Annotated in this window: 16 protein-coding genes; 5 read left to right on the top strand and 11 right to left on the bottom strand. The window is 73.9% G+C overall.

Features of this window, described 5'->3' with window-relative positions:
• Positions 1-16: 16 nt before the first annotated feature.
• Positions 17-838 (top strand): spermidine synthase, encoded by an 822-nt coding sequence (locus HD595_RS26280; protein ID WP_253781320.1) that lies wholly within the window; start codon positions 17-19, stop codon positions 836-838.
• Positions 839-900: 62 nt separating this feature from the next.
• Complete coding sequence (locus HD595_RS26275) at positions 901-1,083, top strand: hypothetical protein (RefSeq protein ID WP_253773450.1); 183 nt, start codon at positions 901-903, stop codon at positions 1,081-1,083.
• A 7-nt stretch (positions 1,084-1,090) separates the two neighbouring features.
• On the opposite strand, the gene HD595_RS26270 is transcribed toward HD595_RS26275, so the two are convergent.
• The gene (locus HD595_RS26270; RefSeq protein WP_253773448.1) at positions 1,091-1,687 is read right to left on the bottom strand and encodes a TetR/AcrR family transcriptional regulator; all 597 of its coding nucleotides are present in this window, start codon (positions 1,685-1,687) and stop codon (positions 1,091-1,093) included.
• Between the two features lie 85 nt (positions 1,688-1,772).
• Between HD595_RS26270 and HD595_RS26265 the strand changes: the two genes are divergently transcribed.
• Both HD595_RS26265 and HD595_RS26260 read left to right on the top strand, forming a co-directional pair.
• The gene (locus tag HD595_RS26265) at positions 1,773-2,798 is read left to right on the top strand and encodes a hypothetical protein (RefSeq protein ID WP_253773446.1); all 1,026 of its coding nucleotides are present in this window, start codon (positions 1,773-1,775) and stop codon (positions 2,796-2,798) included.
• Between the two features lies 1 nt (position 2,799).
• Positions 2,800-3,702: an aldo/keto reductase gene (locus HD595_RS26260; protein WP_253773444.1), complete on the top strand. Its 903-nt coding sequence runs from the start codon at positions 2,800-2,802 to the stop codon at positions 3,700-3,702.
• A 10-nt stretch (positions 3,703-3,712) separates the two neighbouring features.
• Here the strand turns inward: HD595_RS26260 and HD595_RS26255 are convergent, their stop codons facing one another.
• The 6 genes from HD595_RS26255 to HD595_RS26235 all read right to left on the bottom strand — a co-directional run bounded on the left by HD595_RS26255 (position 3,713) and on the right by HD595_RS26235 (position 9,421).
• Entirely contained in the window at positions 3,713-4,354 is a 642-nt protein-coding gene (locus HD595_RS26255) for a response regulator transcription factor (protein ID WP_253773442.1), read from the bottom strand.
• Complete coding sequence (locus HD595_RS26250; protein WP_253773440.1) at positions 4,342-5,532, bottom strand: sensor histidine kinase; 1,191 nt, start codon at positions 5,530-5,532, stop codon at positions 4,342-4,344. The genes HD595_RS26255 and HD595_RS26250 overlap by 13 nt, the downstream gene beginning before the upstream one ends.
• Positions 5,533-5,572: 40 nt before the next feature.
• A complete protein-coding gene (locus tag HD595_RS26245; protein WP_253773438.1) occupies positions 5,573-7,972 on the bottom strand; it encodes an FtsX-like permease family protein in 2,400 nt (799 codons plus the stop codon).
• A complete protein-coding gene (locus tag HD595_RS26240) occupies positions 7,969-8,706 on the bottom strand; it encodes an ABC transporter ATP-binding protein (RefSeq protein WP_253773436.1) in 738 nt (245 codons plus the stop codon). The genes HD595_RS26245 and HD595_RS26240 overlap by 4 nt, the downstream gene beginning before the upstream one ends.
• Complete coding sequence (locus HD595_RS46080; protein WP_301309601.1) at positions 8,703-8,828, bottom strand: hypothetical protein; 126 nt, start codon at positions 8,826-8,828, stop codon at positions 8,703-8,705. The genes HD595_RS26240 and HD595_RS46080 overlap by 4 nt, the downstream gene beginning before the upstream one ends.
• Before the next feature lie 356 nt (positions 8,829-9,184).
• Entirely contained in the window at positions 9,185-9,421 is a 237-nt protein-coding gene (locus HD595_RS26235) for a hypothetical protein (protein WP_253773434.1), read from the bottom strand.
• Between the two features lie 98 nt (positions 9,422-9,519).
• Here HD595_RS26235 and HD595_RS26230 point away from each other — a divergent pair, with 98 nt between their 5' ends.
• Positions 9,520-9,873 (top strand): VOC family protein, encoded by a 354-nt coding sequence (locus tag HD595_RS26230; protein WP_253773432.1) that lies wholly within the window; start codon positions 9,520-9,522, stop codon positions 9,871-9,873.
• Positions 9,874-10,067: 194 nt separating this feature from the next.
• On the opposite strand, the gene HD595_RS26225 is transcribed toward HD595_RS26230, so the two are convergent.
• The 4 genes from HD595_RS26225 to HD595_RS26210 all read right to left on the bottom strand — a co-directional run bounded on the left by HD595_RS26225 (position 10,068) and on the right by HD595_RS26210 (position 12,883).
• The gene (locus HD595_RS26225; RefSeq protein ID WP_253773430.1) at positions 10,068-10,688 is read right to left on the bottom strand and encodes a superoxide dismutase family protein; all 621 of its coding nucleotides are present in this window, start codon (positions 10,686-10,688) and stop codon (positions 10,068-10,070) included.
• Between the two features lie 96 nt (positions 10,689-10,784).
• Entirely contained in the window at positions 10,785-11,060 is a 276-nt protein-coding gene (locus HD595_RS26220) for a 4a-hydroxytetrahydrobiopterin dehydratase (RefSeq protein WP_253773428.1), read from the bottom strand.
• A 10-nt stretch (positions 11,061-11,070) separates the two neighbouring features.
• Positions 11,071-11,967: a carbohydrate ABC transporter permease gene (locus tag HD595_RS26215; protein WP_253773426.1), complete on the bottom strand. Its 897-nt coding sequence runs from the start codon at positions 11,965-11,967 to the stop codon at positions 11,071-11,073.
• Between the two features lies 1 nt (position 11,968).
• Positions 11,969-12,883 carry a carbohydrate ABC transporter permease gene (locus HD595_RS26210; protein ID WP_253773424.1) on the bottom strand — a complete coding sequence of 305 codons (915 nt, stop codon included), beginning with the start codon at positions 12,881-12,883 and terminating at the stop codon, positions 11,969-11,971.
• Between the last annotated feature and the right edge of the window lie 2 nt (positions 12,884-12,885).

The following is a 12,885-nucleotide window of genomic DNA, read 5'->3' as shown; positions in this document are numbered from 1 at the left end:
AGCACAGCGCGAACCGATGCCCGGCCTGTACCCGGTGACCTTCGGCGAGATCGAACTGCTCCGGGATCTGGACCGGCAGGACGGCTGGGTGCTGTCCAAGGATGGCGTACCGCAGTCCTATGTGGACCTACAAGACCCCACATATCTGGATTTCGAGTACGTACAGCTCATGGCGGACGTCATCGACGTCCTGCCGGAGGGGCCGCTGAGCTGCGTCCACGTGGGGGGCGGCGCCTGCACGATCCCCCGCTACGTCGCCACCACCCGGCCCGGCTCCCGCCACATCGTCATCGAGCCCGACGGCCTCCTCGTCAACCTCATCCGCGAGCAGCTCGACCTGCGGTCGGTGCCGCGCCTGAAGGTGCTGGTCATGGACGGCCGCGAGGGCGCCGCCCGGGTCTGGGACTCCTCCGCCGACCTCGTCGTGCTCGACGCGTTCGCCGGGGCCACCATGCCGGTCGAGCTGGCCACCGCCGAGTACATGGGCGACCTCGCCCGCGTGCTGCGGCCGTCCGGCACGCTGCTCGTCAACCTCGCCGACGGCAAGGGGCTGACCTTCGCCCGGCGGCTCGCGGCCACGGTCCAGGACACGTTCGGCCACGTCGCGCTGCTCTCGGAGCCCGGTGTGCTGCGGGGGCGCCGCTTCGGCAACCTCATCCTGGCCGCCTCGCGCACGGCCCTGCCCGTGGACCTCCTCACGCGCCGCGCCGCCGGAGGGCTCACCCAGGCCCGGTGTCTGTACGGGGACGCGCTGACCCGCTTCGTGGCGGGGGCGGCCCCCATCCGGGACGGCGAGCCGGTGCTGGCCCCGGTCCCGCCCCCGGCCGTCTTCGGCTGATGGGAGCCCGCGCCGCGGAAACCGGTTCGCCCGGGGCCCGTCGCGCGGCACACTCGGGAGCCATGCTCATCAGGTCGTTCCCCGAGCCGGACGTCCCTGCGGACCTGCTGGCCCAGGTCCGCGACCTGCGACGGATGGCCCGGCCCGGCCCCTCCTTCCCCTCACCCGAGGGCCGGGCGCACCGGCTGTCGTTCCACCACGCGCGCACAGAGCTCCACCCCGGGGAGATCGACCGGCTCCGGTGAGCCTGCCTCAGGCGCCCTGACCTCGCCGGGCCAGCGGCAGGAAGACCTCGTCCACGATCTCCACGAGGACGTCGTCGGGCGCACTGGGCGCGCCCCGCACCACGAACTCGTTGCGCAGCAGCACGATCGCCACCGTGGCGACCCTCGGGCGCAGCGACTCGGGGGCGGCCTCGCCGCGGGCCACCGCCCGTTCCAGGACGGCCAGCCAGGGCGCGGCCACCGCGTCGTCCGACTGCTCCTGGAGCTGGGCCAGCAGCTCGGCGGCGCCGCCGGCGGCGGCGATCAGGTCGCGGAGGATCGCGCCGAGGGGCGAGCTCCAGTAGCGATTGGCCCGGCGCAGCAGCTCCAGGGCGTCGCCGCGCAGCTCGCCGGTGTCGGGCGGCGAGACCGTCGTGGCCAGCCGCTTGTAGGCGGCGACGCCGAGGGCCAGGCGGCCCGGCCAGCGGCGGTAGATGGCGTTCTTGTTGGTGCCGGCGCGGGCGGCGACCCTGTCCATGGTCAGCCCGGCGAACCCCGACTCGGTGAGCTCGTCGGCCGCCGCGCTCAGGATCGCCTCCTCCAGCGCGACCCCGCGCCGCCGTGTCCGCCCGCCTGCCTCGGCCATCGCCACCCTCCTCGGTTTGAGGGTACCGACCGTACCTCATATGGACTAAGGTACGACCAGTACCGTAAAGAGTGAAGGGACACCCATGCGTGCCAAAGGCATCAGCTACGACACCGGTTTCGTCGTCAACGGGACGATCGGCCACCCGGGGTTCGACCCCGACGTGGTGGCGCGCGAGATGCGCGTCATCCGGGACGACCTGCACTGCACGGCCGTCCGCGTCATGGGGGGCGACCCCGAGCGCCTGGAGATCGCCGCCGGGCACGCCGCCGACCTCGGGCTGGAGGTGTGGTTCTCGCCCTATCCGCTGGAGCTGACCGAGGAGGAGACGCTGGCGCTGTTCGCCGACTGCGCCGAGCGCGCCGAACGGATCCGGCGGCGCGGCGCCGAGGTGGTCTTCGTCACCGGCGCCGAGCTGTGCCTGATGAACAAGGGCTTCCTGCCCGGTGACGACATCGACGAGCGAGTCGCCCTGCTGAGCCGTCCGGAACGGGTGCGCGAGCTGGTCGGCGGCGTCCGCACGCGGGTCAACGACTTCCTCGGTCGGGCGGTGGCCGTCGTGCGCGAGCGGTTCGGCGGCCGGGTGACCTACGCCTCCGTGCCGCTCGAAGGCGTCGACTGGACGCCGTTCGACCTCGTCTCCGTGGACCTCTACCGGTCGGCCGAGATCGTGGACGTGTTCGAACAGGGCGTGCGCACCCTCGTCGCGCAGGGCAGGCCGGTCGCGATCACCGAGTTCGGCTCGGCGACCTACCGCGGCGCGGGCGACCGGGGCGCGCTCGGCCTGGAGATCGTCGAGTACGCCCCCGGCACCCGCGAGCCCCTCCGGCTGACCGGCGAGCACGCCCGCGACGAGGAGGGCCAGGCCGCGTACGTGCGCGAGCTGCTGGAGATCTTCGACTCGGCCGGCGTGGACGGCGCCTTCGTGTTCACCTTCGCGCTGCGCGACCACCCGCACCGCCCCGACGGCGACCCCCGCGACGACCTGGACCTGGCGAGCTACGGCGTCGTCAAGGTCTACGAGGACCGCTCCGGCACCGCCTACCCCGGCCTGCCCTGGGACCCCAAGGCCGCCTTCGCCGCCGTCGCCGGCCACTACGCGAAGCACTGACATGACCCTGCCCACCGCCACCCTCGGCCGCACCGGCCTGCGCGTCAGCCGCCTCGGCTACGGCGCCATGGAACTGCGCGGCCCCCGCGCCTGGGGCCCGCCGGTGTCCGACGACGCGGCCCGCGCCGTGCTGAACGAGGCCCTGGACGCCGGGGTGAACCTCATCGACACCGCACCCGACTACGGCGACGCCGAGGAGCACATCGGCCGCTGGATCGCGCACCGGCGCGACGAGTTCGTCCTGGCGGGCAAGTGCGGCTGCCCTCTCGACGACGGCGACCCCGCGCACGTCTACACGAGGGCGAACGTGCGCGCGGGCGTCGAGCGGAGCCTGCGCCGGATGCGCACCGGCCATCTCGACGTGCTGATGGTGCACCTCAGCCCGAGCGTCCCGGTGATGGCGGCCGAGGACACCATCGCCGGGATGCGGGCACTCCAGGACGAGGGCCTGATCCGCTTCACCGGCATGTCGGGGGAGCTGCCGCACCTTCCCGACCACATCGCGACGGGAGCGTTCGACGTGTTCCTGCTGCCCTACTCGGCGCTCGACCGCTCCCACGAACGGCTCGCCGGGGCCGCCGGGGCGAGCGGGGCGGGCACGATCGCCCGCGGGGCGGTGGCCCGCTCCCTCGCGCCGCCGCCCGAGGCCGTGCCCGAGCCGGTGCGCCGGCCGCTGGCCGAGCGTCACGCCCGGCTCGCCGCCGCCCGCCTGGAGGAGCTGGCCGACGGCGCGCCGGTGGCCGAGCTGCTGCTCCGGTTCATCCTCGGCCATCCGGAGCTGCACGCGGTGATCGTCGGCTCGGCCCGGCCGGAACACCTGCGGGCCAACGTCGCCGCCGCCCGCAAGGGCCCGCTGCCGCCCGACGTGGACGCGGCCGTGCGCGCCCGCCTGGGCCCGGCGTAGGGGAGGCGGGTCACTGGTCGTCGAGGAAGGTGAGCACGGCCAGCACCCGGCGGTGGCCGCCGTCCGAGACGGTCAGGCCGAGCTTGGCGAAGATGCTGCCGATGTGCTTGTGCACCGCGTTGTCGGTGATCGTCAGCCGCTCGCCGATCTCGGTGTTGCTCAGGCCCTGGGCCATCCAGGACAACACCTCCCGCTCCCGGCCGGTGAGGCTGTCCAGGCCGTGGCCTCGCCCGGCCATGAGCTGGGTGATGACCTCGGGGTCCATGACCGTGCCGCCCGCGGCGACCCGGCGGACGTCCTCGACGAACTGGCTCACCCGGCTGACCCGGTCCTTCAGCAGGTAGCCGACGCCGCCGGAGCCGTGCGCCAGCAGCTCGCGGGCGTAGATGCGCTCGACGTACTGGGACAGGACGAGGATGGGCAGGGCCGGGTCGGCGCGCCGGAGGGCCACGGCGGCCCTGATGCCCTCGTCGCGGAACGACGGCGGCAGCCGCACGTCGGCGATCACCAGGTCGGGCCGGTGCTCGGTGACGGCGTCCATCAGGGCGCCGGCGTCCGGCACGACCGCGGCCACCTCGATGTCCTTGCTGGTCAGGAGCAGTTCCAGGCCCGTGGACAGCAGGACGTTGTCCTCGGCGATCACGACGCGCACGGCAGCTCCACGACGAGACGGGTGGGCCCTCCGGGAGGGCTGACGATGGACAAGGTACCGTCGAGCGCGGCGGCCCTCCTGCGGATGCCGGTGACGCCGGTGCCGCGGCTCTCGTCCACGCCGCCCCTGCCGTCGTCGCAGACCTCGATGCGCAGCACGCGTCCGGACGCCAGCCGTACGGTGACGTGGCCGGCGCCGCTGTGCTTGGTGGCGTTCGTGACCGCCTCGGCCACGATGAAGTAGGCCGCCGTCTCGACCGCGGCGGGCACGGCGCCGAGGCCGCTCACGTCCGTCTCGACGGGCAGGCCGGCCTTGGCCGTCACGGCGGCCACCGCGCCGGCCAGCCCCCTGTCGGCCAGGACGGGCGGGTACATCGTGCGGATCACCTGCCGCAGCTCGGTCATCGCCTCCTCGGTGCCCTCGTGCGCGTCCTTCAGCAGCCGGCCGACGGGCCCGCCGTCGTCGTCGAGCGCCTCACGGGCCATGGCCAGCCGCATCGCGATGGCGACCAGCCGCGCCTGGGTGCCGTCGTGCAGGTCGCGCTCGATGCGGCGCAGCTCGGCGGCGTGCGCGTCGAGGACGTTCGACCTGCTCTCGGTCAGCTCGCCGACCCGCTCGGCCAGCCGGTCGGCCTCCGAAGGGGCGAGCGCGGCCAGGCAGGCGCGGGCGTGCAGCCGGGCCAGCCGCGGCAGCGCCCACCAGGCCAGCGGCGCGGCCAGGACGACCTGCGCCACACCCATGCCGATCGCCTGCCGCCATCCGGTGACCGGGACGGCCACCAGCAGCCGCAGCGGTTCGTCCGCGGGGAACAGCCACCACAGCGGGGCCTCCAGCACGGGGTTCACCAGCAGCCCGGCCACCGTGAGCGCGGCCAGCGCGGCGGGCAGGCCCACGACGACGTGCAGCGCCGTCCAGCGCAGGTCGCGCCTGGCCCGCGTGCCCATGAGGAGCTGCCGCCACTGCTCGCGCACTCCGGCCGGGGCGGGCGGCGCCGGGCGCGCCGGCACGTCGACCCCCAGCACCGCGCCGGCCTGCGCGCGCTGCCACTCGGTCCACCGGTGGAGCACCGCCATCATGCGCGGCATCAGGACGAGCCCCGCCCCGCCCACCGGGACGAGCGCGACGCCCACGGCGAGGACCGCCAGCGAGACCATCGCGCCCAGGGCCGACGCGAACACGATCAGGTGATACCGAACAAACCGCCACAGAGCTTTCACATCAAGTCATGATCTTCCGGGCGGGTAGCTCCATGGCGAGGGACACGATCGTCATCACCGCCAGGATAGAGGCGGGCACCAGCCACAACGGCCCGGCAGGCAGCGGGCGGGCCAGGAAACCCACGCTCAGCAGCACCAGCGGCACCGCCGACAACACCAGCCCCGACACCGACGCCGCCGCGCCCACGAGCAGCGCCTCCCAGCGCACCACCCGCCTGAGCTGACGCCGGGTCAGGCCGATCGCGCGCAGCCCGGCGAACTCCTCCCGGCGCGCGGTCGTCGTCGCCACCAGCCGGTTGGCGACCGCCACCAGCACGTAGCCCAGCAGCACGGCGAGCACGGCCACGTTCACCAGCGTCTGGGCCGAGGCCATGGCGGCCTGCGGTCCCGCGGCACGGCTGTCGAAGCGCAACCCGGGGCGGCGCGCGAGGTCGCCGAAGTCGGCCGGACGGGCCAGCACCGCGCTGTCCAGGCCGGTCGTCGTGTGCGCGGCGGCCAGGTCGCGGGAGACCACGATCGGGCCGAACCCGAGGCCGCGCCGGTAGGTGGCGGCCACCCGCGCCCGCACCCGTGCGCCGTCGCCCATGATCACGTCCATGCTCCGGCCGACCCGGCCCAGGCCCTCTTCCACGGCTACGGCCGCGCCCTTGAGCCCGGACAGGCGGCCGTCGGCGAGGTCCAGGTCGACCAGGCCCTCGGCGTCCGGGCCGAGCGCCATGGCGGGCCGGGCCATCAGGCCGGGGTCGTCGCCGGTCAGCATCGGCTCGGTCACCACGGTCGTCATCGCCATGCCCGCCGCCTCCGTCCGCGAGCGTACGTCGGCCAGCAGGTCGCGCGGGACGCCGCCGAGGCCGGGAGCGGTGATCGTGACGAGGCCGCGCAGGCCCAGGGCGACCTCGTCGGAGCGCGCCTTGGCCATCGTGGTCTGGGTGAGCACCACGCTGAGACCCAGCGTGACGACCATGCCGAGGGCGGCCACGGCTCCGGCGGTCCGCAATGCGTACCCGTGGGAGTTGTGCACCGCCAGCCACAGCGGGCCGGGCAGCCGGGTCATGAGCCGCGATCCGGCCAGCGCCCTGGCCACCCCCTGCACCAGCCGCGGACCGGCCAGCGCCAGGCCGATCACCGCGACGATCGACGCGATGCCCGGACCGATCATGCCCGCCTCGCTCCGTACGGCCAGCGGCGTCACGGACAGCCCCAGCGCGGCGAGCATGAGCAGCAGCCCCGCCCGGGTCCGCCCCGGCGACGGCGTGCGCGGCTCCGGTAGCCCGGAGACCACCGGCATGCGCGAGACCCGCAGCGACCCCGCCCACGCGGCCACCCGCGTGACGGCGAGCAGCAGCAGCGCCGCGGCCACGGCCGGCAACGGCCCGTACACCAGCGGCTGGTCCGCGCGCACCAGCCCGATCCCGGCCAGCAGCTCGCCGAAGCGGGCGGCCAGGAAGTAGCCGAGCGCGGCCCCGAACGGCACCGCCGGCAGCGCCGCCGCCGCGGCCTGGACGGCCACCAGCCTGCGCACCTGGCGCGGGGTCGCGCCGGCCGCGCGGAGCAGGGCGAGGTCGCGGCGCTGCCGGTTGACCGACAACGCCAGGCCGCCGCCCACCACGAACCCCACCACCAGCAGGCTGATCCCGCCGATCGAGGAGGGCAGGACCAGCAGCAGCCCGCGCCCGGCCGCCGCGCCCGGCGACTCCGCGTCGGCCCGGTCCCGGCCCGTGGCGTACTCGTAGCCGTCGCCGAGGCCGGCCTTCAGCCGGGCGGCCAGCGTCTCAGGCGAGACGCCGGGCGCCGCGCGGACCGCGACGAGGTCCACGGTCCCCGCCCGGCCCGCCGTCCGGGCGGCCAGGGCGGTGGCGACGGCGTCGGTGAAGTACACGCCCGGGGCGTCCACCACGGCGCTCACCCGGTAGGTGCCCGGTGTGCCGGCCGCCGTCAGCCGCAGCCGGTCGCCGACCCGCGCGCCGCGCACCGCGATCTCGTCGGCGGCGCGCGGCGCCCGTCCGGCGGTGATCCGGCCGCTCAGCGCGAGGGAGGACCATCCGTGCCCGGCGGTGGCGGGGTCGGCGGTCCGTCCGGCCGTCCCGGACCCGACGGCGGCGGGAAAGGCGAGGTCGCCGGCCACGGCCGCCACGCCGGGCACCTCTGACGCCGAGGCGACCAGCGAGCCGGGGATCCTGGCGCGTTCGGGCAGCGCGATGTCCGGCTCCTCCTTGAGCGGGATCGACTGCCGCGCGGAGACCAGCACGTCGGCGCCCGACAGCCGCAGGGGCGGCTGCGCGCGGAAGGCCGAGTCCACCAGCACGCCGGTCCCGGTCACCAGCGCCATACCGCCCAGCACCGCCGCGAACACCACGACCAGCCCGCCCGCCTTGGCGAGCGCCAGCGCGAGCCTGATCACGCGACCCGCTCCCCGCTCAGCCGCGCCAGCCGTACGGCCAGGTCCTCGGCGGTGGGGGCGGGCAGGACGTCGAGGACCCGCCCGTCGGCCATGACCACGGTGTCGTGCGCGCGGGCCGCGGCGGCCGGGTCGTGGGTGACCATGACGACGGTCTGGCCCAGGTCGTCGACCAGCTCGCGCAGCAGGTCCAGCACGTGGGCGGCGCTGCGCAGGTCGAGGGCGCCGGTGGGCTCGTCGGCGAACACCACGTCCGGGCGCGCGGCCAGGGCCCGGACGATCGCCGCCCGCTGCTGCTGGCCGCCCGACAACTCCGTGGGCAGGTGCCGCATCCGGTCACGCAGGCCCATCCGGTCGATCAGCTGGCCGAGCCAGGCCCGGTCCGGGCGCACCCCGGCCATCCGCAACGGCAACGTGACGTTGTCCTCGACGGTCACGGTGGGCAGCAGGTTGTAGGACTGGAACACGTAGCCCAGGTGCTTCCTGCGCCACTCCGTGCGCCGGGTCTCCGACATGCGGGTGACCTCGACGCCGCAGATGGTGATCTCGCCGGAGGTCGGCGGCTCCAGCGCCGCGGCGGCCTGCAGGAGGGTGCTCTTCCCCGAGCCCGACGGGCCCATGACGGCCACGAACCGGCCGCGCGGGAAGGCCAGCGAGACGTCGTCGAGGGCGACCACGTCACCGTAGGTCTTGCTCACCCGCTCCAGCGTGACGACTGCCTCAATGCCGGGCCTCACGACCGGCCTCCGGCGAAGCGCAGGATCAGCAGCCCGGCGATGGCGGCCACGCCCACCACGCCCGACAACAGCCCCACGGGGTTCAGAGCTCCCTGCGTGACGATGTTGGCCGCCACGTTCACCGAGGCTCCGCCCACCGCCAGGACCCACAGCAGGGCACGCGACGCCGGTCGCCGCGGCCGGGTTCGCGGGCTGTGCGCCGGCCTCTCATATGTGTCAATTCTGTACGGATCGCTCATGAGGACAACGCTATGGACGCCGACCTCCGCGCTGAATCCCGCCAGCAACCGAAGTCACGGTACAGACCGCTGTAATACGTACGACCACGGATCGGGAGGAAGACACGGTGAAGCGGACCGGGGTCATCGGGGTGGGCGAGATCGGCCGGTCTCCGCCGCATCGGCAACCGCCTGGTCGCACCGCGACTCCGACCTCACCGCTTGACATCCGACGTCCAGGGATGTCTGACCCGGCCCTGTCACGCGCGCCGGGACGGCGGCGGCCAGTAGGGCTGCTGGGTGTCGTCCAGGTCCGGCGGCTCCGGGTTCGGCAGCGGGAGATCGTGCAGCCTGGGGCGCCGCGGTTCGACCCGCGGCGCGGGCACGTCACCCGGCAGCCGCAGGTGCGGGGGCTCGACCGGCGCCCGGCACCCGGCCGTCCCCACCACCACCGCCACCGTCACCAGGCAGGCGAGCGCCGCCTCGTTCCTTCGCATGACCGTCTCCCTCCGTACGCGTCCCGTAGGGAAGGAGGGCGCGGCGGCGCTCCTTGATACAGCGGCCCGCCCGATCGCCGTCCTGGCAGGATGGCGGCATGGAACGTGTGCTCGGCATCGGTGGATACTTCCTGCGCGCCGCCGACCCGGCGGCCCTGGGCGCGTGGTACCGCGACTGCCTGGGCCTGGACGCCGACGAGCACGGCCTGTGGCGCCAGGAGACCGGGCCGACGGTGTTCGCGACGTTCGAGTCCGGGACCGACTACTTCGGGTCGCGCGCCCAGCGGGCCATGCTCAACTTCCGGGTGCGCGACCTCGACGCGATGCTCGCGCAGTTGCGCGCCAAGGGCGCTGACGTGGCCGAGGAGACGCAGGACATGGAGGGCGTCGGCCGGTTCGGCTGGGTCACCGACCCGGAGGGCAACCGGGTCGAGCTGTGGCAGCCCGCCTGACGACGCCGTGAGGCCCCGCCTGACGACGCCGTGAGGCCCCGCCTGACGACGCCGTGAAGCCCCGCCTGACGACGCCGTGAGGCCCCGGGCCGGTGCGTCGCACCGGCCGGAGCCTCGTGGGTGGCGGAGAGCGGCCGGGCGGCCGGGCGGCCGTCCGCCGGCACGGTGGCCGCCCAGCAGGTCAGCTCCTCGGGTCAGCCCAGCGTGAGGCAGGCGACCCGCTCGCCGGCCTCGCCCGCCTTCGGCCCGGCGGCGGTCGTCGGCTTGGCGTGGATGACCAGCGAGTGCGGCCGCCGGCCCGGGGAGAACGTCCACGGGTTGCGCGCGGTGGCGCGCCCGGCGCCGGAGGCGTCGGTGGTGAAGTCGAGCCAGACCTCGTTGGCGGCGCTGACCTCGCCCTTCTCGTGCTGGTAGTGCGGGCCGGCGTCGTCGGCCTTGGGGCCGCACGGCTTGGTGTGCAGGTGGGCGCCGTAGGGCCGGTTGGGCAGCAGGCCCTCGACGACGAGCGACGACAGCGTCTGGCCGCTGGACGACTCGACGGTGATGCTGGCCCGCGCCCCCTCGGGGGCCAGCTTGCGGGCGTAGACGACGGCCCGCTTGCCGTCGGCCGTGAAGTTGCCGCTGGACGACAGGGAGCCGGACCGGGCCGCGGCGGCGGCTGCGCCCTTGCCGCCGGGCGTGGGCTCCGGCGACGGCGTGTGGGCGGCCGCCTCCTGGGCCGGCGACTCCTGGGTCTGGGCGGTGCCGGCCTGACCGGCCGTGGTGGGCGCACAGCCTGCCGCCAGCACGGCGAGCAGCACTATGGGTACGGGCATGCGCATGGAAAACCCCCGGGGTGGTGACAAAGGATGCGTCACGAGCGGGTACGGCCGGCTCGTGGAGGGCCACCACTCTAGCGGGTGACGATGCGACTACGCACCGTGTTCGGCGACGATCCCGTCGATGAGGGCGGCCAGCCGGAAGTCCGTCTCGGTCAGGTGTCCCTTGTCGTGCGTGGTGAGCGCGAGGTGCAGTTTGCGCCACCGGATGTCGATGTCGGGATGGTGGTTCAGCTCCTCGGCCTTGACCGCGATCGCGTCCACGATCCGGATGGCCGTGGGAAAGTCGGGTGCGGTGACCGTGCGGCGGATCTCCTCGCCCTCGCGGTGCCAGTCGGGCACCCCGGCGAGCATCTTCTCGACGTCCATGCAGGTCACGTTACTTCAGCGCCCCGGCGCCGAGCCCGGACTGGATCTGGCGCTGGAAGATGACGTAGACGACGAGCACCGGCAGGATCGCCATGCAGACCGCGGCGAACAGCCCGGGCCAGTCGGCCTCGTAGCCGGCCAGGGTGGAGATGTTGGCGATGCCCTGGGTGATCACCCAGTCCCGCTCGTCGCGGGCGAGCAGCACCAGGGGCAGCAGGTACTGGTTCCACTGGCCGAGCACGTTGAAGATCGTGATGCTGACCAGGCCGGGCCTGGCCATGGGCAGCATGATCTGGAAGAACGTGCGGGTGTGGGAGGCGCCGTCGATGCGGGCCGCCTCGGCCACGCTCTCGGGCAGCGTACGGAAGAACGCCGCCAGGAAGAAGATCGTGAACGGCAGCGAGTACGCGATGTAGACGAGGACGACGCCGGTGTGCGTGTACAGCAGGCCGACCCGCTTGACCACGAAGAACAGCGGCCCGAGCGCCAGGAACACGGGAAACGCCATGCCGGCCGTGAAGTAGTAGTAGATCACCCGGCTGCCCGGGAAGCGGTAGCGCGCGAGCACGTACGCGGCCATCGACCCGAAGAGCATCGTGCCGAACGTGCTGAAGGCGACGACGACGGCGGTGTTGAGCAGGTACCTCCCGACGTGCGCCTTCCCCCAGGCCCGCCCCCACGCGTCGAGCCGCAGCTCGCCGGGCAGTTGGAGGGCGTCGCCGAAGATCTCGGTGTTGCTCTTGAACGACGCCAGGAACGTCCACAGCAGCGGCGCGACGATCAGCAGCGCCCAGACGGCGAGCGCGGCGTGCGAGAGCCCGTTCAGCAGGCCCGGCCGCGGCCGGGCGTCCGGGACACTCCGGGCGGAACGGACCGGACGGACGGAGTCGAGGGAGTCCGGGGCCATGTCAGAGGTCGATCCTCTCCCGCCGGGTGGTGCGCAGCGTCAGCACCGCGAACGTCACGGTCAGGAAGAACAGCGCCACGCCCATGGCGGAGGCGTAGCCCACCTTGGAGTAGGAGAAGGCGTTCTTCCAGATCTCGATGGGCAGCACGGTCGTGGCGCCGTCGGGCTCGCCCTTGTCCCCCGCCAGCACCTGGATCAGCGCGAACCCGTCGAAGGCCGCGATGCCCAGGTACACCCACCCCACCTGCACGGTGTCGCGCAGCAGCGGGAGGGTGATCGAGAAGAACAGCCGGGCCCGCCCGGCCCCGTCGAGCGCCGCCGCCTCGAAGTAGTCCTTCGGGATGGCCGCCATCCCGGCCGAGAACAGCACCACGTAGAACCCGACCGCCTGCCAGACCATCACCGCGATGATCGACCAGAGCGCGAGGTCCGGCTCGATCAGCCAGCCGACCGGGTCCGCCCCGAGCCTCACCAGCGCGCCGTTGATCACGCCGCTCTCGTCCGGCCGGTAGACGGCCTTGAACAGCACCCCGACCACGGCGACGGCGAGCACCTGCGGGAAGAAGAACACGACGCGGTAGAACGCCGAGCCCCGCACGCCGGCCATGCCCGGCCCGCGGGCGCCGCCGCCCAGGTTGAGCAGGAACGCGAAGAACAGCGCGATCACGATCGTCGCGATCGGGAGCACCAGCAGCAGGATGCCGTGGTTGCGCAACGCCCGCCAGAACACCTCGTCGCCGAGCAGGCGCCGGAAGTTGTCCAGCCCGACGTAGCCCGGCCGCGCGGCGATCCCGTTCCAGTCGGTCAGCGAGATCTGGAACGCCTGGACGTACGGGCTGATGACGAACACCGTGTACAGGACGATCGGGACGGCGAGGAACCCGGCGACGAAGCCGTACGTACGCCACCGCTCCATGG

Origin of the sequence: Nonomuraea roseoviolacea subsp. carminata (genome assembly GCF_024172185.1) — a bacterium.
Lineage (GTDB): Bacteria > Actinomycetota > Actinomycetes > Streptosporangiales > Streptosporangiaceae > Nonomuraea > Nonomuraea roseoviolacea.
This window is presented reverse-complemented; position numbering and strand designations above follow the sequence as displayed.